The 20,022-nt window shown below is 66.1% G+C and carries 24 protein-coding genes; 5 read left to right on the top strand and 19 right to left on the bottom strand.

What is annotated here, in order from left to right; all coding sequences use genetic code 11:
* Positions 1–32: 32 nt before the first annotated feature.
* Positions 33–1,937 carry a potassium transporter Kup gene (locus tag HMPREF2886_RS11095; protein WP_033976565.1) on the bottom strand — a complete coding sequence of 635 codons (1,905 nt, stop codon included), beginning with the start codon at positions 1,935–1,937 and terminating at the stop codon, positions 33–35.
* A 246-nt stretch (positions 1,938–2,183) separates the two neighbouring features.
* Between HMPREF2886_RS11095 and rimO the strand changes: the two genes are divergently transcribed.
* The 3 genes from rimO to HMPREF2886_RS11080 all read left to right on the top strand — a co-directional run bounded on the left by rimO (position 2,184) and on the right by HMPREF2886_RS11080 (position 4,412).
* A complete protein-coding gene (gene rimO, locus HMPREF2886_RS11090) occupies positions 2,184–3,506 on the top strand; it encodes a 30S ribosomal protein S12 methylthiotransferase RimO (protein ID WP_003086001.1) in 1,323 nt (440 codons plus the stop codon).
* Positions 3,507–3,568: 62 nt separating this feature from the next.
* Positions 3,569–4,030, top strand: coding sequence for a YehS family protein (locus HMPREF2886_RS11085; RefSeq protein WP_003085999.1), 462 nt, complete (start codon positions 3,569–3,571; stop codon positions 4,028–4,030).
* Positions 4,023–4,412 (top strand): hypothetical protein, encoded by a 390-nt coding sequence (locus HMPREF2886_RS11080; protein ID WP_033976560.1) that lies wholly within the window; start codon positions 4,023–4,025, stop codon positions 4,410–4,412. Before HMPREF2886_RS11085 ends, HMPREF2886_RS11080 begins: the two co-directional genes overlap by 8 nt.
* A 54-nt stretch (positions 4,413–4,466) precedes the next feature.
* Here the strand turns inward: HMPREF2886_RS11080 and mgtE are convergent, their stop codons facing one another.
* A complete protein-coding gene (mgtE, locus tag HMPREF2886_RS11075) occupies positions 4,467–5,915 on the bottom strand; it encodes a magnesium transporter (RefSeq protein ID WP_003085996.1) in 1,449 nt (482 codons plus the stop codon).
* 326 nt (positions 5,916–6,241) lie between these two features.
* Between mgtE and HMPREF2886_RS11070 the strand changes: the two genes are divergently transcribed.
* On the top strand, positions 6,242–6,751 hold the full coding sequence (locus HMPREF2886_RS11070; RefSeq protein ID WP_070747358.1) for a DUF4124 domain-containing protein: 510 nt from the start codon (positions 6,242–6,244) through the stop codon (positions 6,749–6,751).
* Positions 6,752–6,838: 87 nt separating this feature from the next.
* Here HMPREF2886_RS11070 and HMPREF2886_RS11065 read toward each other — a convergent pair whose 3' ends face one another.
* From HMPREF2886_RS11065 to HMPREF2886_RS10990, 17 genes are all read right to left on the bottom strand, one after another.
* Entirely contained in the window at positions 6,839–7,819 is a 981-nt protein-coding gene (locus HMPREF2886_RS11065) for a phage tail protein (RefSeq protein ID WP_070747357.1), read from the bottom strand.
* Complete coding sequence (locus HMPREF2886_RS11060) at positions 7,816–8,469, bottom strand: baseplate wedge 1 family protein (protein ID WP_033971143.1); 654 nt, start codon at positions 8,467–8,469, stop codon at positions 7,816–7,818. The genes HMPREF2886_RS11065 and HMPREF2886_RS11060 overlap by 4 nt, the downstream gene beginning before the upstream one ends.
* Complete coding sequence (locus tag HMPREF2886_RS11055; RefSeq protein WP_070747355.1) at positions 8,466–9,611, bottom strand: baseplate J/gp47 family protein; 1,146 nt, start codon at positions 9,609–9,611, stop codon at positions 8,466–8,468. Before HMPREF2886_RS11055 ends, HMPREF2886_RS11060 begins: the two co-directional genes overlap by 4 nt.
* A gap of 97 nt (positions 9,612–9,708) precedes the next feature.
* Positions 9,709–10,062: a contractile injection system sheath initiator gene (locus HMPREF2886_RS11050; protein ID WP_033971147.1), complete on the bottom strand. Its 354-nt coding sequence runs from the start codon at positions 10,060–10,062 to the stop codon at positions 9,709–9,711.
* Complete coding sequence (locus HMPREF2886_RS11045; protein WP_033971149.1) at positions 10,059–10,700, bottom strand: Gp138 family membrane-puncturing spike protein; 642 nt, start codon at positions 10,698–10,700, stop codon at positions 10,059–10,061. The genes HMPREF2886_RS11050 and HMPREF2886_RS11045 overlap by 4 nt, the downstream gene beginning before the upstream one ends.
* A complete protein-coding gene (locus tag HMPREF2886_RS11040; protein WP_033971152.1) occupies positions 10,693–11,535 on the bottom strand; it encodes a phage protein in 843 nt (280 codons plus the stop codon). Before HMPREF2886_RS11040 ends, HMPREF2886_RS11045 begins: the two co-directional genes overlap by 8 nt.
* On the bottom strand, positions 11,532–11,849 hold the full coding sequence (locus HMPREF2886_RS11035; RefSeq protein WP_033971156.1) for a phage baseplate plug family protein: 318 nt from the start codon (positions 11,847–11,849) through the stop codon (positions 11,532–11,534). Before HMPREF2886_RS11035 ends, HMPREF2886_RS11040 begins: the two co-directional genes overlap by 4 nt.
* Positions 11,846–12,589 carry a phage baseplate protein gene (locus HMPREF2886_RS11030; protein ID WP_070747353.1) on the bottom strand — a complete coding sequence of 248 codons (744 nt, stop codon included), beginning with the start codon at positions 12,587–12,589 and terminating at the stop codon, positions 11,846–11,848. The genes HMPREF2886_RS11035 and HMPREF2886_RS11030 overlap by 4 nt, the downstream gene beginning before the upstream one ends.
* A 9-nt stretch (positions 12,590–12,598) precedes the next feature.
* On the bottom strand, positions 12,599–14,473 hold the full coding sequence (locus tag HMPREF2886_RS11025) for a phage tail tape measure protein (RefSeq protein WP_033971159.1): 1,875 nt from the start codon (positions 14,471–14,473) through the stop codon (positions 12,599–12,601).
* The gene (locus tag HMPREF2886_RS34590; RefSeq protein ID WP_153574675.1) at positions 14,460–14,597 is read right to left on the bottom strand and encodes a hypothetical protein; all 138 of its coding nucleotides are present in this window, start codon (positions 14,595–14,597) and stop codon (positions 14,460–14,462) included. Before HMPREF2886_RS34590 ends, HMPREF2886_RS11025 begins: the two co-directional genes overlap by 14 nt.
* Positions 14,598–14,623: 26 nt before the next feature.
* The gene (locus tag HMPREF2886_RS11020; RefSeq protein ID WP_033971160.1) at positions 14,624–15,022 is read right to left on the bottom strand and encodes a phage tail assembly chaperone; all 399 of its coding nucleotides are present in this window, start codon (positions 15,020–15,022) and stop codon (positions 14,624–14,626) included.
* A gap of 2 nt (positions 15,023–15,024) precedes the next feature.
* On the bottom strand, positions 15,025–15,456 hold the full coding sequence (locus tag HMPREF2886_RS11015; protein WP_033971161.1) for a phage structural protein: 432 nt from the start codon (positions 15,454–15,456) through the stop codon (positions 15,025–15,027).
* Positions 15,457–15,526: 70 nt separating this feature from the next.
* Positions 15,527–17,026 carry a DUF3383 domain-containing protein gene (locus tag HMPREF2886_RS11010; protein ID WP_070747351.1) on the bottom strand — a complete coding sequence of 500 codons (1,500 nt, stop codon included), beginning with the start codon at positions 17,024–17,026 and terminating at the stop codon, positions 15,527–15,529.
* Between the two features lies 1 nt (position 17,027).
* Positions 17,028–17,561 (bottom strand): phage neck terminator protein, encoded by a 534-nt coding sequence (locus HMPREF2886_RS11005; protein WP_033971166.1) that lies wholly within the window; start codon positions 17,559–17,561, stop codon positions 17,028–17,030.
* A gap of 99 nt (positions 17,562–17,660) precedes the next feature.
* Positions 17,661–17,936, bottom strand: coding sequence for a phage holin family protein (locus tag HMPREF2886_RS11000; protein ID WP_033971167.1), 276 nt, complete (start codon positions 17,934–17,936; stop codon positions 17,661–17,663).
* Complete coding sequence (locus HMPREF2886_RS10995; protein ID WP_033971175.1) at positions 17,929–18,303, bottom strand: phage holin family protein; 375 nt, start codon at positions 18,301–18,303, stop codon at positions 17,929–17,931. The genes HMPREF2886_RS11000 and HMPREF2886_RS10995 overlap by 8 nt, the downstream gene beginning before the upstream one ends.
* A gap of 164 nt (positions 18,304–18,467) precedes the next feature.
* Positions 18,468–18,998 carry a hypothetical protein gene (locus tag HMPREF2886_RS10990; protein WP_033971179.1) on the bottom strand — a complete coding sequence of 177 codons (531 nt, stop codon included), beginning with the start codon at positions 18,996–18,998 and terminating at the stop codon, positions 18,468–18,470.
* A gap of 175 nt (positions 18,999–19,173) precedes the next feature.
* On the opposite strand from HMPREF2886_RS10990, the gene alpR reads away from it, so the two are divergent.
* The gene (gene alpR, locus HMPREF2886_RS10985) at positions 19,174–19,893 is read left to right on the top strand and encodes a transcriptional regulator AlpR (RefSeq protein ID WP_033971181.1); all 720 of its coding nucleotides are present in this window, start codon (positions 19,174–19,176) and stop codon (positions 19,891–19,893) included.
* Positions 19,894–20,022: the final 129 nt, after the last annotated feature.

Genomic DNA, 20,022 nt, shown 5'->3' with positions numbered 1-20,022 from the left:
CAATCGGGCGCGCTTTTTTGCAGCGGAACAGATCAGATCTCGACCTGGGTTCCCAACTCGATCACCCGGTTGAGCGGCAGGTTGAAATAGCGCAGGTTGCCGTTGGCGTTCTTCAGCAGGAAGGCGAACAGCCCCTCGCGCCAGCGCGCCATGCCGATGCGCTTGGATGGAATCACCGTCTCCCGGCTGAGGAAGTAGGTGGTGCGCATCGGGCTGAAGTCCAGTTCGTTGAGATGGCACAGGCGCAAGGCCGCCGGGATGTCCGGCTCCTCCATGAAGCCGAAGTGCAGGATCACCCGGAAGAACCCGTCGCCATAGGCCTCGACCTCGAAACGGCGATCCGGTGGGACCCGTGGGCTGTCTTCGTTGACCACGGTGAGCAGCACCACCTGCTCGTGCAGCACTTGGTTGTGCAACAGGTTGTGCAGCAGCGCGTGAGGCACCGCGTCGGTACGCGCGGTAAGGAATACCGCGGTACCCTGGACCCGGTGCGGCGGCTGCACGCGCATGCTGGAAATGAACACCGAGAGCGGCAGCGAGCCCTCGTCGAGACGCTCCACCAGCAGTTGGCGGCCACGCTTCCAGGTGGACATCAGGATGAAGATGACGATACCCGCGATGACCGGGAAGGCGCCGCCCTGGATCACCTTGGGCAGGTTGGCGGCGAAGAACAGGCTGTCCACCGCGAGCATCACGCAGAAGAACGGGACGCCCAGCCACAGCGGCCATTTCCACAGGCGCCAGATCACCACGCCCATCAGCAGGGTGGTGATCAGCATGGTTCCGGTCACCGCCACGCCGTAGGCCGCCGCCAGCGACGCCGAGGACTCGAAGCCGAGCACCAGCAGGACCACGCCGACCATCAGCGCCCAATTCACCCCGCCGATGTAGATCTGCCCCTGCTCGTGGCTGGAAGTGTGCTGGATGGTCATCCGCGGCACGTAGCCGAGCTGGATGGCCTGGCGGGTCAGGGAGAAGGCGCCGGAGATCACCGCCTGGGAGGCGATCACCGTGGCCAGGGTGGACAGCGCCACCATCGGCAGCAGCGCCCAGCCCGGCGCCAGCAGGTAGAAGGGGTTGCGCGCCGCCTCGGCGTTGGAAAGGATGGTCGCGCCCTGGCCGAAGTAGTTCAGCACCAGCGCCGGCAGCACCAGCAGGAACCAGGCCCGGGCGATCGGCTTGCGACCGAAGTGGCCCATGTCGGCGTACAGCGCCTCGGCGCCGGTCAGCGCCAGTACGGTGGCGCCGAGGATGGCGACACCGATGCCGGGATGCGAGCTGAAGAAACGCACGGCCCATACAGGGTTCATCGCCTGCAGCACTTCCGGCTGCTGGATCACCCCGTAGATGCCCAGCGCCGCCAGGGCGCCGAACCAGAGCACCATGACCGGGCCGAACAGGATGCCGATCCGCGCGGTGCCGTGCTTCTGGATCAGGAACAGGCCGATCAGCACGATAAGCGCCAGCGGTACCGTCCAGTGCTCCAGGCCGTCGAAGGCGATCTCCAGCCCTTCTACCGCCGACAGGACCGAGATCGCCGGGGTGATCATGCTGTCGCCGTAGAACAGCGCCGCGCCGATCAGGCCGGCAACCACCACGAAGGTCTGCAGCCTGCCGAACGGCGCCGCCGCCCGGCGCGCCAGCGCCGACAGCGCCATCACCCCGCCCTCGCCCTGGTTGTCGGCACGCAGGACGAAGATCACGTACTTGATGGAAACGACCCAGACCAGCGACCAGAAGATCAGCGACAGTACGCCAAGGACGCCATCGTGGTTGGCCTGCACCCCGTAGCCGCCGATGAAGACCTCTTTCAGGGTATACAAGGGGCTGGTGCCGATATCCCCATAGCAGACGCCAACCGCCCCGACCATCAGGCCGATGGCAGAGCTGGAATGCCCCTCCGACGTCTCCTCGGCACGCGTCGCTGCATCACTCATGAAACGCTTTCCCCCGGAAAAATTCGGCAAATGCTGCGCCCATGCCGTCCGCGATGCAAGCGCCGAGGCCACGGACTGCTATGACTATAGAAGGCCGGGGAGCCGATTGCCGAGCGCCCGCGGAGAGTTTTTCCAGGGCCGGAAAAGAGCTGCACGGGAGACTGGAAAAGCCGCGGCGCTGCCGCTAGAATTGCGCACTTTTTGATCAGAGGCGCCAGCAAGCGCGCCCGCCTACCGAGGTTAGCCATGTCCACCCCCACTCCCAAAGTCGGCTTCGTCAGTCTTGGATGCCCCAAGGCGCTGGTCGACTCCGAGCGCATCCTCACCCAGCTGCGCATGGAAGGCTATGAGGTCGTCCCGACCTACGAAGACGCCGACGTCGTGGTGGTCAACACCTGCGGTTTCATCGACAGCGCCAAGGCCGAGTCCCTGGAAGTGATCGGCGAAGCCATCGCCGAGAACGGCAAGGTCATCGTCACCGGCTGCATGGGCGTGGAAGAGCACGCGATCCGCGACGTGCATCCCAGCGTACTGGCGGTCACCGGCCCGCAACAGTACGAGCAGGTGGTTACCGCGGTGCACGAAGTGGTACCGCCGAAGACCGAACACAACCCGCTGGTCGACCTGGTCCCGCCGCAAGGCGTCAAGCTGACCCCGCGCCACTACGCCTACCTGAAGATTTCCGAAGGCTGCAACCACAGTTGCAGCTTCTGCATCATCCCGTCCATGCGCGGCAAGCTGGTCAGCCGACCGGTCGGCGACGTGCTGAGCGAGGCCGAGCGCCTGGTCAAGGCCGGGGTCAAGGAACTCCTGGTGATTTCCCAGGACACCAGCGCCTACGGCGTGGACCTGAAGTACAAGACCGACTTCTGGAACGGCCAGCCGGTCAAGACCCGCATGAAGGAACTCTGCGAGGCGCTGAGCAGCATGGGCGTGTGGGTTCGCCTGCACTACGTCTACCCGTACCCCAACGTCGACGACGTGATCCCGCTGATGGCCGCCGGCAAGCTCCTGCCGTACCTCGACATCCCCTTCCAGCACGCCAGCCCGAAGGTGCTCAAGGCCATGAAGCGCCCGGCCTTCGAGGACAAGACCCTGGCCCGGATCAAGCAGTGGCGCGAGATCTGCCCGGAACTGACCATCCGCTCGACCTTCATCGTCGGCTTCCCGGGCGAAACCGAAGAAGACTTCCAGTACCTGCTCGACTGGCTGACGGAAGCCCAGCTCGACCGCGTCGGCTGCTTCCAGTACTCCCCCGTCGAAGGCGCTCCGGCCAACGAGCTGGGCCTGGAGCCGGTGCCGGACGAGGTCAAGCAGGACCGCTGGGAACGCTTCATGGCCCACCAGCAGGCGATTTCCGCCGCTCGCCTGCAGCTCAAGGTCGGCAAGGAAATCGAAGTGCTGATCGACGAAGTCGACGAACAGGGCGCGGTCGGCCGCTCCTGGGCCGACGCTCCGGAAATCGACGGCAACGTGTTCGTCGACAGCGACGAGCTGAAGCCGGGCGACAAGGTCCGCGTGCGCATCACCGATGCCGACGAGTACGACCTCTGGGCCGAGCTGGTCTGAGCCCCCCCTGAAGAGCCCCGCCCCGCGGGGCTTTTTCATCGCCAACCGTTCCGGAGAGCACGATGCTCAACAACGACGTACTACGCAGCCTGCGCTACCTGCTGGATCTTCCCGACGCACATCTGGCCGAACTGGCCGCCCCGTTCGGCGAGCAAGTCGAAGCGGACCTGCTCGAGGCTTACCTGAAGAAGGAAGACGAAGACGGCTTCCAGGCCTGCCCCGACCGCTACCTGGCGCGCTGCCTGGACGGACTGATCATCCAGCGCCGCGGACGCGACGAGTCGCGTCCGCTACCGCCGCTGGAGCTGCCGTTGAGCAACAACATGATCCTGAAGAAGCTGCGGGTCGCCTTCGAACTCAAGGAGGAAGACCTCCATGCCATCCTCGCCAGCGTCGACTTCCCGGTCTCCAAACCCGAGCTGAGCGCCCTGTTTCGCAAGCCCGGCCACAGCAACTACCGGACCTGCGGCGACCAGTTGCTGCGCAACTTCCTCAAGGGCCTTACCCTGCGCGTCCGTGGCTGAACGCGCGGAGCCGCTGCTGGCGGTTCTGCTCCAGGCGCCGCCCTGCGTCGCCCCCTGGTTCCTGGAGCGCCACCAGGATCGCGCCGGCCTCACCATCCTCGTCCGCGACCTCGCCAACCAGCGCACCTGGCGCGTCGAGTTCGTCGAAGTCGAAGGCCTGCGCCAGCTCGACGCTGCCGACCTGCTGGAATTCTGGCCAGCCTGCGCGACGTCCGAGGGTTGGCTGTACCGGGTCGAGCAAGGCGGCTGGCTGGACCAGGAATGCCGTCGCGAGGGTTTCGTCGCCCGCGAGACCAAGGCCGTCGACGAGTATTTCGTCAATGGCGGCGATCGCTGCCTGAGCGTGCTGTCCTGGTCGCCACCGAAGGTTTCCCCGCTGTGATCCGACCGCCATGAAAAAAGCCGCCCGTGGGCGGCTTCTTGCGTGGCGCTCCGGCTACATCAGGAAGATCGTCGCCAGGCCGAGGAAGATGAAGAAACCGCCGCTGTCGGTCATCGCAGTGATCATCACGCTGGAGCCCATCGCCGGATCGCGTCCGAAACGATGCAGGGTCATCGGGATCAGCACTCCCATCATCGCCGCCAGCAGCAGGTTCAGGGTCATCGCGGCGGTCATCACCACGCCCAGTTCCCAGTTGCCGTAGAGATAGAAGGCCACCACGCCGATCACTCCGCCCCACGCCAGGCCGTTGACCAGCGCGACGCCAAGCTCCTTGCGCAGCAGGCGGTTGCGACTGTTGCTGGTCGGCTGCACCTGGTCGAGCGCGATGGCGCGGACGATCATGGTGATGGTCTGGTTGCCGGAATTGCCACCGATGCCGGCAACGATCGGCATCAGCGCGGCCAGCGCCACCAGTTTCTCGATGGAGCCTTCGAACAGGCCGATCACCCGCGAGGCGACGAAGGCGGTGATCAGGTTGGTGGCCAGCCAGGCCCAGCGGTTGCGCACCGACTTCCAGACCGAGGCGAAGATGTCTTCTTCTTCACGCAGACCAGCCATGTTGAGGACTTCGCTTTCGCTCTCCTCACGGATCAGGTCGACCATCTCGTCGATGGTCAGACGACCGATCAGCTTGCCGCCCTTATCCACCACCGGCGCGGAAATCAGGTCGTAACGCTCGAATGCCTGGGCGGCGTCGTAGCCGTCCTCGTCCGGGTGGAAGGTCACCGGGTCGGTGGCCATGACTTCCAGCACTTGCTTGTCCGGATCGTTGACCAGCAGGCGCTTGATCGGCAGCACGCCCTTGAGCACGCCGTCGTAGTCGACCACGAACAGTTTGTCGGTATGCCCGGGCAATTCCTTCAGGCGGCGCAGGTAGCGCAGCACCACTTCCAGGCTGACGTCCTCGCGGATGGTGACCATCTCGAAGTCCATCAGCGCGCCGACCTGGTCCTCCTCGTAGGACAGCGCCGAACGCACTCGCTCGCGCTGCTGCGCGTCGAGGCTTTCCATCAGTTCATGGACCACGTCGCGCGGCAGTTCCGGCGCCAGGTCGGCGAGTTCGTCGGCGTCCAGGTCCTTGGTCGCGGCGATGATCTCGTGGTCATCCATGTCCGCGATCAGGGTTTCCCGGACCGCGTCGGAGACTTCGAGGAGGATGTCGCCGTCGTCCTCGGACTTGACCAGCTGCCAGACCGTCAGGCGGTCGTCCAACGGCAGCGATTCGAGGATGTGGGCGATATCGGCGGGGTGCAGTTCCTCCAGCTTGCGCTGGAGCTCTACGAGATTCTGCCGGTGGACGAGGTTTTCCACCCGGTCATGGTGCTGGCCTTCCTGACGATGGGTCAGGTCTTCCACCACCTTGTGGCGATGCAGCAGCTCGACCACCTGCGCTAGGCGGTCCTGCAGGCTTTCCTGCGGCTTCTTGGCTTCTACTTCGGTCATAGCGCGCTCCACCCCCAGTAGCGGAGCACGCCAAAGGGGTCAATCAGAAACGTGATTGGTCAAACGGGAAACTGTTCGAGTTTCTACTGGGTAAGTCCATGGGGGTGTTCCAAGGGCCCTCTCGGGGCAGATACGGATAATGATAACACTCCGCTTGCGTTTTGCGCGTTACAAAATGGCGGCAAGAACAAGCGCTTGCGGCACAAAGTTCATCGTCACTCGACGCCTGACTGCGACGCCGGAAATTTCACTCAGGACACTCGGCCCCGCGGAAAAAGGCAAGGCGTTAGCCTGCACTCACCCTCATCGGACCCGGAGTGCCGCCCATGCGTTCCCTGCCCCTTCTCCTCGCCCTGTCGCTCGCCCCCGCCGGCGAGGCCGCCACGGTATTCCGCTGCGAAGACGCCAGCGGCCATGTCACCTTCACCCAGCTCGGTTGTCCGAACGCGCAGGCCGGCGAACGCATCGAGGCAGACAACCCGCCGCCGGGCGGAACCAGCGTCACGCCGATGGCCACACCCGCGCCCCTCAGGCGGGAGGCTCCGTCGGTGGTGGTCGTGGGGGAAGGAAAAGAGAAGTGTGGCGCTCGCCTGGGCGAGCAGGAACGGCGCAAGGCCATCGTGGAGCAACGGATAGTCGCGGGCATGACCCGTGCCGACGTGGAACGCGCGTTGGGCAAGCCGGACCAGGTGAGCGGGAACAATGCAGAGGTGACCTATCGGTACAAGGCCGACAAGCGACGGGGAGCGAGAAGCGTGAGCTTCGATCAGGAGGGGTGTGTGAAGGGCAAAGCGGATTCCGGAAGCAGCCGTCCGAAAAGACGGCCATCCAATTAATGAAAAAACCGCCTTTACCTCCCCCTTATCGGCGGTAGAAGCAGCTGATACCTCTACCGCCGACGCACATCGAGGGCTAATTCTCGATCAGACGAAGATCACCGCCAGTAATGCACAGTTCCTTGGGCGAGTGGTAAAGGTCGATGCCCATGTCGTACCGCTTGCGCTCAATGGAGCTGCCAGATAGGGACCACTACCACCGGATTTGAAACCATCCGCATTGGTAGGCATCAGGCCGTTTCCATCTGGCTTCAGCGATGACAACAGAGGAGTAACCAGTACCCCCGTGCTCGGATCACTTTCCTTCCGTGCAACGGTCATGACAGGAATGTCGGTCGCCTGCTGCGCCTCCCCGAATCGACGCCCAGCATCCACCCCTCGTCCATCGTCGAAGGCCCTGAGGAATTCCCCGCGCAGGTCGGGCACCCTGAACGAATCGCCGCCCAGATCGGCATATGCCAGGTTGCCCGGAGCCCAGGCGGCGGCGCTGACGACCAACCCCATGTCCACGGCCCAGCCCCACAGCCCTGGATAGTTCTTCTTGCTCAACGTGCCGCCATTGGCTTTCACCGTCCCGGCCTTGGCGACAGGAGCCGCCTGCAGCAGGATTTCGCCACAACGCTGCGAGCGATATCCGGACTGGGAGGTCTGCCACTCCATCAGACCATAGGGCGGTACGTAGATGACGCGCTCACGCAACAACGTCGGGACGGATGCGTAGGTGCCGATGGTGTTGCTGCCGTACTCCAGCCAGTAGACGGAATCACTCCCCGGCAGTTGTCCGATGGAAGCCTGGCGAGCGGACCACAGGCTGCCGGCCGATTTGACCAGGGCTCCGATAGGATAGTCCTCGGTCGCCGACCACTCGGCGACCCCCCGTTGCATCAGGTAGCGAATCGCCTCGTCGGTACGCTTGAACAACGCATTGAACCACTCCATCGGCGGAATCCCGGCGGTCTGCTCGAAGGCCACGCCCCAGCCACGGGCGATATCGGGGAACGCCTCCAGTTCGCCGGGTTTGGCGCCGGAAGCGAACACCGCTTCATCGGGGCGTTTGTACTGAGTCATAGGAACCTCGCAAATTTGCCTTGGTTGAACGCCAGCGCACCCGGCGCGCCACGGAAGCCGAAGGCGCGGTTGGGGGCGGCGAGATAGAAACGGATGCCGACCCCGGCGGGGCGCGGCAGGATATCCAGGGTGGTGATCGCGTAGCGCTTGAAGTCGGTGATGCCGTCGCTGCGGATCACCACCGACAGCGTCATGTCGTACTGGTCGTAGGCCACCGACTGGCCGTCGAAGATGAAGTCGAGGGCGGCGGTGATGTCCGCCAGTGTGCCGAGCTGGTAGTTGCGGGCGATCCGGCAGCGGATCAGGAAACGGTAGTCGTCATCGTCGAGCACCACCGAATCGCGCAACGGATCGCCCAGCCGATACCACTTGCCGCCGCCCATTCGGTTGCGGCCGAAGCCCTTGGCGGCCGGAGTCGCTTCGAAGCCGAACAGGCTGCGCGGCGCCAGTCCGCGCAGCACCCGTGATTGGCCGACGTGCTTGCCGACCAGGTCGAGGTTGGCGCCTTCGGCACTGTCGATGTCCAGCGCCGCGGGCAGCGTCGCCAGGCCCTCGCGGGTCCTGCCGAAGTGGGCGTCGAGCAACTGCGCCGTGGCGGCGGCCCGCGGCCGCGCCTGGTATTGCCAGATCAGCAGGCGCTCGTAGCTCATAGCACCACCACTTCGATATCGGCGGGATCGAAGCGTGCCCGCTGGCGAACGCCGATCTCGATATTGGCGGCGACCGGGGTCTGCCCGACGCGGGCGATCTTCAGTTGGCTGACCCAGAAGCCCTGGACCGTGTTCACCGGACTGTAGAGCCGCGAAAGCTGTACATCCTGGCCGATGCCGAAATCACTGGCGGCCAGCGCGGACTTGATCGCCGCGCCATCCACCGCGCTGAACTCCGCATCCCGCTGCACTTCGATCAGTGCCCGGCAAGCGATGACTTGCGGGCGGTCGAAACGCAGCCTGCGGGCGATGCCCTGGCTGTCCGCGAGCGTCACCTCGACATCGCCATGCAAGCCGGTACCGGCGGTCTTGCGCTGGAAAATCACGGTGGCGATGGCCTGCTCGTCGCCGCCATCGACGATCAGGTTGAGGCTGTGCGCCGGCACGCCGTTGGCGTCGGCCTGGTTGCCGGTATTTTCCAGGCCGACCACCTCGCGCACGTCCGCCAACTGCAGGATTTCGGCGACCATCCCGTCCAGGCTGTTCTGCGCCGGTCGGGCGCGGCTGCGGAAGAAGCGTGCGCGCAGTTCGGCGTCGGTCTCCTCCTCCACACCGACCTCGGCCGGCTGCCGGTTGCGCGCCGCGCTCCAGCCCGGCGCCAGCGTTTCCAGCGTCAGCGGACTGTCCGCCGGCAAAGGAAAGGCGCCCAGCTCCAGGCTGCGGAAGTCGCCGCGAGCGGAGCCGTCGCCGCCCAGCAGGGTTTCGCCGATCAGTTGCCAACGGCCCTGGTTGATATCACGCACTACCGCGCCAGCCGGCAGCACCGCCCCCGGGCGCCCGCTCAGGAGCACCCCGCGCAGGTAGCTGTAGCGCGCCCGGCGGCGCAGCAGTCCGGCATACGCGGCGCGCTGTTCGAGCCAGGCGCCGCTGGCGTGGTCCGGGTCGAGGGCGCGGTAGATCACCTCGCCCAGCTCTTCGAGATCGGCGCGAATCTGCGCGATCAGTCCGAGCATCTGCCCGTCCGGGCTATCCGGCGCAAGGTCGATATCGTTGCCGTAGATAGCGCGGAAACCCCGGTCCAGCTCCTCGAGGATGCTGTCCAGGCGCTGCCCGACATAGCCCTTGTCAGTCAGTTGTCCCATGGTTTGGGCTCCCAGAAAAAAGCCCCTCGGACCGCAAGGGACGAGAGGCTTCGGATTGAAAGGTCCAGCGGCCTGCGCGGACCGGCCGCGCAGGCCCCTAGCGAAGGATTTCCGCCGCCTGCGTGCCGCCGTAGCGATCGCGCAGGCTGATGGCGATTTTCAGCCGACGGTCCCGCGGATCGACGGCCAGTTGGAAGTCGAGGATCTCGCTGACCCCATCGGTCAACAGGATGCAACGCTTCAGGTCGGCCTCCAGGCCGGCCAGGTCGGCGGGCCGCGCCATGCGCTCGAACCAGGGCAGACCGTGCTCGAGGTCGAGAAACCAGTCGCCCTCGAACGAGCGCAGGCGGGTGCAGACCCGCTGCATCACCGACTCGCCGGTATCGGCGTAGTTGTTACGGCCCTGACCGAACAGCCAGTCGCCCTCTTCGTCTATTCGTCTGACTCTCATCGTGGAACCCCCGTTGCTCCGTTGCCCGGCATCACCTGGCCGTGCAGGTGCCGTTCCAGGCTGATCCCGGCGGACACCACGTCCCCCTCGCCGCGCATGCCGGCGGCGAACACCACCGGGCAGTTGATCTGCAGCCTGCTACCATCGATGGTCACCGTGCCGCCGTCGTCGATCCTGACGAAGGCCGAACCGTCCAGCCGGCGCAATGCGGTGGCGTCGCCGGCGAAGTCGGGTACCGCTTGCGGCTGCGAGCTGATGCCCATGATCGCCACCGCGTCGGACAGGTCGTGCTGGCGATAGTCCAGCGGCTCGCTCGGCTCGCCCGACTGCCACCAGCCGTCGATGCAGCGTTCGTTGAACAGCAACAGGCATTCGTCGCCCGGCCGCACCGGAAAGGTCAGGACGAACCCGCCGCCACGCGGAAACTGCACCGGCACGTCAGCCAGCACTGGCAAAGCCACTCGCGTACCGTCCACCAGTACCTGGTCGATCAGCGGTTGCACGCTCGCGGTCTGCCACTGCGGATCGAAGCTCAGCACCCGGCCCGGCAACGCCGTATGCAGACGCTTGATCCGGCTGTCGAGGGCTCGTGCCATGGTCCGTTCGGCGGAAGGCATCTGCCAATCGTAATCAGTCATTGCCACGCTCCTTGCCCGGTTTGCCACGGATCTGCTGGTTGACCACGGTGACCGTGCTTTTCCAGTCCTGTTCGAGGGCATCGCCCTTGTAATGGATGCGGACGATCTTGTAGTCGCCGTTGAGCCAGTCGAGGCGCGACACCAGGCGCACCTGTCCGCCAACCCGCAGCGCCGGGTTGAGCAGGCAGGTGATGGTCAGGCCGTCGTCGCCGAGTTGCGGCGAGCCGAGCATGCCGGTCTCCTCGGAGAGCAGGATCAGTTCGTCGTCCAGCACCCGGTCACGGGGCAGCATCTGCAACTGGCCGTCCTGGATCGACCAGTCGGCGTCCTGCCAGCCGGCCAGGTCGGTGAGCACGTCACGGGTCGGCCCGAACAGCACCCGCGCCCGTGGCAGCCGCTGCGGGCGCGGCAGTTCCAGCTGGCCGGCCGAGGTGTCCGGCATGCTCGCCAGGGCCACACCGACCATCTGCTCGCGGGAGGTTCCGGCGGACAAGGTCTGGCTGACATAGGACTGGTGATAATCGCGATCACCATCACCGCACTCCAGCTCGACGATCCAGTCCAGACCCTCGCGTTTGACGCCGACCTTGATGATGTCGGCAAGGAACAGCAGGCGCAGTTCCTCGTAGCCGGCCCACAGCCGCGCGGACTGGAAATCGCCGCGCAGCAACTGGTCGATCCGCTCGCGCGACAGGTTCCAGATACTCACCTTGATCTCGTTCGGCGCGCTGTCGGCACTCTTGGTCAGTTCGAAGGCGATCCGCAGCTTTTCCACCACCAGGTATTCGTCGACCTTGCTCAGCTCCAGCCGGTAGCGCCGGCCGTAAAGTCTCATGGCGCCACCTCCGATTTCTCGCCGATGTACAACCGGCAACGGCTACCGAGGTCCTGCCCGCCGATGGGGTCGAGACCGGCACCGCTCTCGTCGGTGAGCCAGAAGTAGTACGGCACGCTGCTGCGCCAGAGCATCGGTACCCCGACCACCAGCGCCAACCCCTGGGCGATCCAGGCCTGGGAGCGCTCGTCGAACAGGTCCAGTCCCCAGTGGTCGCCGACGCTGTTGTAGCGCAGGGTCAGGCGCAGGCGCTGGCCGGCGAACTCGAAACGCTGCTCCTGCAATGGACTGTCGTCGATCGGCAACAGGTTCATTTGAACAGCCCCGCGATGCTCTTCAGCAGGCTCTTGTCCGCCGGCTCCGGCCGCGTCGCCCCGCGCGCCTGGCGTGGCGCCGCCTGCCGCGCCGCGCGGCCGGAGCCGCTGCGGCCGGCACTGGGCACGCGCATGGTGCGGGTTTCCACCAGATGCAACTCGCGGGCGGCGATGGTCAGCTTCAACGCGCCGTCCACCACCTGTTCCGCGCTGATGCTGGTCAGCAGCATGTTGCGGTAGAGATGGAAACCGGTCTGTATGTCCAGCGGTTCCCCCGACTTCTGCAAGTCCAGCAGGCTGGAATGGATCTGCTGGACCCGCTGGCTGCTCAGCGACAGGTCGCCGACCGACGGCGGCGCCAGGCTCGGTAGCCAGGCCGCGAGTTCCTCGGCCGCGCGACGGCCGGTGGGCGCCAGCCAACTTTGCAACTGGCGGGCGGCATAGCGCCGGGCCTGTTCGGTGAGCGAACCGGGAGCGCCGGCCGGCGCCACCTGGTCGAGAAAGTCCGGCGCGCGGCGAGCCCCGGCCGCCAACAGGGAAGGCAGCGGTTCTCCGGGTGGCGCGTGATCCACCAGGGTCCCGGTGATAGTGATCGTCTTCGGTTCGAGCACCGCATGGTCGATCACCTGCGCTCCCGACTCCACCGGGTTGGCGGTGGTCTTCAACGTAGACACGTGGTTTTCGGAAATCACCGCGTCCAGACGCACGGTACCGACATGGCGATTGATCAGCATGACCATGGATTCACCTCACTGTTTGAAACGATTGGCGTAATTGCGGGTGGCGCGCTGATTGAGGCGCTGGATTTCCGCGGCGGCGGTCTGTCCGGCCTGCACCGGATCGCTGGTGACGATGTCGATCCGCACGTTCTGGTTGCTCACCGGGCTGACCCCGGCGACCGGAGCGATACCCGGCGCCCAGGCCGACGGCGGGCTGACGTAGGGACTGGCGCCGACCTGCGCGGCATCGACCCGCACGAGCGTCTGCGCGGCGACCGCCCGCAGGCTGCGCGGAACCTCCTGCGACACGCCCTCCCCGCTTGCCGGGAACAACCCGCCAAGCGCGTCCAGGGCCTTGCCGAGCAGGCCGGAGGCACTCGCCAGGCTGTCGCCCCAGAGCTGCAGCAGCTTGCCGAAGACGCCGCCAAGCGCCTGCACTATCGTTTCGCCGACGCTGCCGAACAGCCCGGAGAGCCAATCACCCAAGGAGCCGAACAGCCCACGCAGCCCTTCCAGCACTTCGCCGGCCTTGGCCAGCAACGCGTCCCAGGCCGCGCCGAGGGCCGCCTGGAGCAGCGCAGCCATCGCCGCGGCGGCCTCTCCCAACGCCTCCAGCCAGGAGCGCGGGTCGAGGTCGGGCAGGTCGAGGCTCAGGTAATCGCCCAGCCCGCCGAACAGGCCGGCGATCGCCTCGATACCGCTCTGGAAGAAGCCCAGTACCTGCTCCCACAACGCCCGGACGCGCTCCAGCGCGGCGCTGAAATTGCCACCGAGCAGGTCGCCGACCAGGCCGAACAGGTTGCCGTACCACTGCAGCAGCGGCGCGAAGAGTTCCTGCAAGGCAACGAATACAGCGACCGCCTTGGCCACGATGAAATCCCAGGCGGCAGCGGCGACGGCCTTGATCCGCTCGAAGTTCAACGCCACCAGTACCGCCAGGGTGACCACCGCGGCGATCAGCAGCCCTACCGGGTTGGCCAGGAAGGCGATGCGCAACGCATTGCCGAGCAGGCCGATGACCGTCACGACACCGCGCAACGCCGCGCCGAAGCGCCCGATGCCGCCCAGCAGGCCGCCGATGGCCAGGTTCGCGCCAAGGAGCAGCCTGGCCAGACCCGCTCCCCAGCTGGAAAGCGGAACCGCCGTGAGCAGGGCGGTGCCGACGAAGGTCGCCACCGCCAGCACGCCTTGCAGGTTTTCCTCGATGAAGGCGCTGACGCCGGCCACCGCGTCACGCAGCCCTCCCCAGAAGCCGCCGAACAGCGAGTCGCCACCGCGCAGATAGGTGACGAAGTCGTCCACCAGCAGGATCAGCACCGCCAGGGCGGCGATCACCAGAGAGAAGGGATTGCTGGCGAACGCTAGCAGTGCCGTGCGTCCCAGCCACAGCAAGGTGCCGCCGAGCAGGGTCAGGGTGGTGCGCCAACCGAGGGTCGCGCCCACCACCTCGTCCAGCGCCCAGACGAAGTTACCCAGCGCGTCGATGGCCTGGGCGATCACTTCCAGCGCCTTTCCCACCCCTTCGAGCAGCGCCTCGCGGTTGCCTTGCACGAAGCGCTCGAAGCGCTCCGCGAGGTTGCCGATGGTCGGTGCCAGCCCTAGGGCGACGCGGAGGTTCAGCGCCTCGACCAGCGCATCGACGTCCTGCACCGCCTGGCGATAGTCCTGCGCGGAACGGATCGCGTCGGGACCGATCGGCCCCAGCGCGTCTTCACCCTCCTCGAGGTCCTCCAGCCCCTTCAGCGAGTCGTCGAGGTAGCCGGTCAGCCCCCCGAGCAGAGCAGCCACCGTTCCCTGCACGGTCCTGGCGACCGACTGGACCTGGCCCAGCGCCTCGCGGAACTCCCGAAGGTATTCCTGCAAGGCCTTGGCCTGTCCGGCGGTCGGTTGATTAGTCGACTCCATGATGCGGTCTCTCGTAGGCCTGCCGCTGGGCTTCGTCCCACTCGCTGAGGGCGTCGTGGAAGTCGCACAGGTCGGCCAGGGTGTAGAGCGCGCGCAGCTCGTGCAGCGTGCAGAGCTGGCGCATGACGGGAGCGAAGACGAACCAGTCGGTCAGGCCTGCGCCTGGACCGGCAGGACCTTCGCCAGCGCCGGCATGGCGGCGCCGAAAAAATCCGCGAACTGGTACTTCACGCCCTCGATGAGCAGCGGCAGCAGGTGCGCGCGATGCTGGTTGAAGTGCGTATCCAGGCGATCCACCAGGCGGAATGCCTGGCCGTCCTGCGGCTGCACGTTGATGTGCTGCAGGACCAACTGCTCCACCTCGGCCACCACCGGGTCGCCGAGATTGCCGAGGATCGCGCCGAGCGCCGCAGACTCGCTGCCCTCGCCCAGCTCCAATCCCTGCAGCAGGCGCGCGGCCTTCTTCAGGGCGTTCCAGGCCGGCAGCGCGTTGGCCGGGCGCATCAGGTAGGTGACCTGGTCGAGGGTGAGGCGATGCTCCTGGTTCATGTTCAGGCCACTCCTTTTTCCAGGTTCACGCTGGCGCGCTCGAAGACGATGGTCCAGGTAGTGGCGTTGTGGCCGGCGCCACGGGTGTATTCCGGACGTGTGGTGAAGTAGCCCTTGGTCGCACTGACCAGGTCTTCGTTGAGCAGGTCGCGGATCTCCAGGGTCAGCGGCACGAAGGCCTTGATGTTGCCGTCCTGCAGGGCGCGCAGGCGGTTTAGGTACTTGTTGTCCTCGGAATGCTGCCTGACCTTCAGGGTCAGCTTGCCCGAGCGATCGGTGCTGGCGACGAACACGCCGCCGCCATCGGCGCCGATCAGCATCTCGCCGGCGTCCTTGGCGAAGGCGAACTTGACCGTGTCGGCGCCGTCGGCCCAGTCCTTGATCTCGTAGCCGTTGAGCAGCACGGACAGTTGGTTGTGGTCGTAAATAGCCATGAGGTTCTCCGTCGAAAAAACGAACCCCGCCCGCAGGGTGCGGGCGGGGCCAAAGGGTTCGCCAGGGGGATCAGCGAGTGAAGTTCACCAGTACGTCGACCGAGTGCACGGCACCGGCCATCTTCAGCGCCACCTGGATCGGCGGCGCCTTGCGCAGTTCGCGGTCGGAGGTGGACAGGTTGTCGACGCTGTCGGCCCAGACGTAGAAGCCGTCTTCCAGACGCTCGCCGCTGGCCAGGTTGCCGAAGCCGTCGCCGCTCCAGACGCCGGGGGCGAAGGCGCCGTTGTTCACACCCTCGCGGCAGACCTTGCGCACCGCCGCCAGCAGGCGCGCGACCCCGGCGTCGGTCAGCGGAATCTTGCTGCTGGAACCGTACAGTGTGGCGAAGACCTCCTTCTGCACCGCGTCGACATACCAGTCGAGGATGTGCACCTCATCGAAGAAGCGCCCGCCGACCACGGTGCCCTCGGCGACCATCGCCGAGTCGTCGAAGTAGGTGTAGAAGTTGATGCCCAGCGCGCGGCACTTGTCGGCTTCGCTCAGGGTCAGGCTGTCCGCGCTGATGCCCGGCAACTGCTTGAACTTCATCGTCAGCGTCGAGTTGTTCGCCGCGAAATTCACCGCCAGCGCCCGCGCCAGCCAACTGTTCGCCGCATAGGCGTCGTTCTTGTCGTAGACCGCCACGGTGCGGTAGCTCTGCCGATCGCGCAGTTGCTGGAAGGGATTGCCGGCGACCGCTTCCAGATGCGCGGCGTTATGGGTCGTGACGGCGAAAATCTTCTTGTCCGCAGCCAGCACCCAGGCGGAGGCTTCGAGGATCTGCGCGTCGCTCAGGGCCGCGGCGACGCTGGCGGCGTACCAGCCGGGGTTGACTTCGGTGAGTGCGGCGAACGCCTCGCCCAGGCTCTGCGCCGGCAGGTCCAGCGTGTCGCGGCCGGCGATCTTCCGCGCCATGCCGTCCTCCAGGCGCAGCAGCGCGCCGAGGTAGGTTCCCGGCAGCATACGGTTCTCGGCATAACCGATGGACTTGCCGCTGCCGGCGGCGCTGGCTTCGAGAATGAAGCGGCCGGCGACTTCGTCGTAGCGGCAGTCCAGCGCCTGGGCACCGAGCTTGGCCTTGATGGTCGCGGCCACCGCAGGCAGGTCGGCGGCTTCGCTGAAGTCCAGGCCGGCGACATCCACGCGCACACCGTCGACGCTGAGCGACAGCTGGCCGTCGGCGATAGCCTTGAACTGCGCCAGGCCGGCGCTGAGCGGGGCGCCGGCCAACGCCGCCTTGAGCGCCGGCAGCGCGCGCGCGCTCTTCAGCCAGCGCGCCACGATCATCTGCCGCGGACGCGGCGACTGGGCGAAGAACGGGCGGCTGGCGGCAGCGGTTTCCGACTGGCTGCCGAACGCCGCTTCGACATCCGCCTGGCTGGCGCAATTGATGTACAGGGTGGAAGCATCGACGAAAGCGTTGCCGGCTTCCGGGGTGAACAGGGCGAACAGGCCGAAGTCACGGCGCGGCGAAGATACCGGGGTGACGTTCAGCTGAACGTTGACGATCTGGGAAAGGGGGAGCGACATATCAGGTCTCCGAGGATTGAACGGTAACGGCGGCGGACAGGCCCGAACTGCCGTGGGCCTGCAACGTCGCCAGGGCGATGCGCTTGAGGTCGACGACCAACACGTGCTCGTGGCCGATGACCAGGTCGAAACGAGCCTGTCCGAGCGTCTGGCCGCCCGTCGCGGCGGAGAGGTTCTCCACCGGCGTCAGGCGCAGCAGACTGGCCTTCAGCTCACGCAGGGCATCGATGGTGGCGCTCGACTGCAGCAGGCAGCGGGCGTCCTGCAGGCGCTGGTGCGCCTCGGGGCCATGCCAGGTCAGGCGAAAGATGCTTTCGCAACTGGCCAGCAGGGATTCCTGCTCGCTGGCGGCGGAAAACTCCCGGCGCACGTTGCCAAGCAGATTCGAGGTTTCCAGGCGCAGGCTCACATAGGGGGTAGCCGGCGGCGCCAGCGCCTGGTCGGCGTCGACGACGCCGCCGGCGGGCAGGTCGAACAACTGCCGCAGGGTTTCACGCAGGGCGGCGTGATCCAGGCGCGTAGGTGCGCTGGACATGGCGAACTCCTTTTTCTAGGTGGATGGATGGCGGGCAGGCGCATGCGCGGCGACAGCGAGCGCCGTGCCGGCCCGAAGGGAAAAGCGTTCGATCTTCGATCAGTACAGGCGCAGGACCCGCGCCAGATTGCCGCGCGCCTGCAACAGCAGGACCAGCAGCACCAGCAATACTCCGAGCATCCAGGGCGAGAGATGCTCGGCGCGGTACAGCCCGGCGAGGATCCCCAGTGCCTGGCAGCCGGTGCACAGCGCCAGCAGGTAGGCGCACAGGGAAACGCCGGGACGGAAGCGCGCGCCGGCCCGGCGGTAAGTGATCAGGCGCATACAGATTGCCGAGCAGACCAGCACGGTCAGGGTGGACAACGGATCAACCATCGGACTTCCCTCCCCGACGGCGCAGCAGTCCGCGCATCCAGTTGGGAATCTCGCCGCCGCGCATCCACTCGAGCATGCCGATGCCACCGGTCACGCACAGGGTGGCGGCGACGAAGGCGGCCATGCCGCTGGTCTGGGTCAACCCACGGCCGAGCGCCTCGATTCCGGCGTAATAGCCGCCGACCCAGGACACCAGCAGGTAGCCGAGGCGGGTCAGGGCGTTGTAGTCGCGGGCGAACACGACAAAGAAGATGGCGCCGCCGAAGCCTCCCAGCAAGGCGTTGCCATCGATACCCGGCAGGTACATGGCCAGGCCGACGCCAGCCATTGCGCTGGCGGCGGAGGCCGCAGAGCTTGGCTCGGACATGGATGACTCCCGGAAATGGAAAGGCCCGCCGAAGAGGCGGGCCCGGAACGGGCGAAGCTCGCATCGGCGGGCTTCGGCCAGAGGAATTTCAATCGTGGAGAATTTATACCTTTATCGTCCCATAGCGTCAATATGGGAAAACCCGTTTTCATACAGAAATTTTTTTAGCGCTCGCACACGATCCCCACCTCCGCCATCGGTTCCTCCAGTCGCTGCAAGGCCTGGCGCAACAGGGCAGCCACCCGCTCGCGCCACTGCGTGTCCCAGCGTTGCAGGGTGCTTTTCGACAGGCCGCTGAGGCGCTCGATCTCGCGAATGCTCGATGGCGGGCGGCGGAACATGCGCATCAGCAAGGCCAGGGTCGCCCGCTGCTCGACCGGGTCGGCCCCGGGCTTCAGCCAGTCACGCAAAGCCGCCAGGCCAAGGACGAAATCCCGCCCGCGGGCGAACTCGGCGCGCACCACCGCCAGTTCCAGTGGGTGCGTAGCCAGCTGGCGCTGGGCGAAACGCACGGTCATCACCGCCTGGGCCTGCCATTCGTGCGGACTCAAACCGCTGGGCAGGTGTTCGATGAAGCTGCGATCGAAGCGCTCGCGCAGGCTGTCGATCACCATCGCCGTCGACGATCTCGGTCCGGGCTGCTGCTCGAACATCCAATAGGCCACCGCCAGCGCCTGCTCGGTACTTTGAAACATGGGTATTCCCTCCTTGGCCGGCCCACCTGGCTGGCCGCTCGCAATCGCCACCCTCGGTGGCCCGGCTGTTTTCGTCGCCACCCCGATCACTGTGGACGGGAAAGCGCTGAAAATATGGTAATACCCATATAGCAGCACTTGCAATGGCACAGGCACACCCTTAGTCTTGCGCCCCATGGAACTCAAAGATCGCATCAAGGCAGCGCGCAAGCATGCCAACCTCAGCCAGGTCCAGCTTGCCCAGGCGGTAGGCATGACCCAGACCTCCATTTCCGATCTGGAGCGCGGCAAGTCCCGGGCCACCAGCTTCGCCGCGCAGATCGCCGGCGTTTGCGGAGTCAATCCGCTGTGGCTGGCGGAAGGCCGTGGCGAGATGCTCGCCGGCCGTGCGCGCGCCCTGCCGGCGACCGGACCCAACGCCAGCTGGCTCGGCGCGGTGGAGTCATGGGACGACGAAACGCCCCTGGATGCCGACGAGATCGAACTGCCCTTCTACAAGGAGATCGAGCTGTCCGGCGGCAAGGGCAGCACGGTGATCCTGCAGACCGGCGGGCGCAAGCTGCGCTTCGGCAAGTACACCCTGCGCAAGAAGAACATCGATCCGGCCAGCGCCGCCTGCGTCACGGTCAGCGGCAACAGCATGGAGCCGGTGCTGCCGGACGGCAGCACGGTAGGCGTGGACACTAGCGTGCGGACGATCAAGGACGGCGACATGTACGCCTTCGACCACGACGGCCAACTGCGCGTGAAACTGCTCTACCGCCTTCCGGGCGGCGGCCTGCGCATTCGTAGCTTCAACAGCGACGAGCATCCGGACGAGCGCTACGAGCCCCAGGAAGCCGCCGAGCACATCAACGTGATCGGCCGGGTGTTCTGGTACTCGGTGCTGGTCTGACCCCTTCCCGCCCCGCCTGGCGACGGGGCCGCGTTCCGGCGGACGAAAAATCCCGGGCAAAGAAAAAGGGCCTGCATTGCTGCAGGCCCTTTCGGTATGGCGCACTCAGGAGGATTCGAACCTCCGACC

It is taken from the genome of Pseudomonas sp. HMSC066A08, assembly GCF_001813025.1.
Classification (GTDB): Bacteria; Pseudomonadota; Gammaproteobacteria; order Pseudomonadales; family Pseudomonadaceae; genus Pseudomonas; species Pseudomonas aeruginosa.
This window is presented reverse-complemented; position numbering and strand designations above follow the sequence as displayed.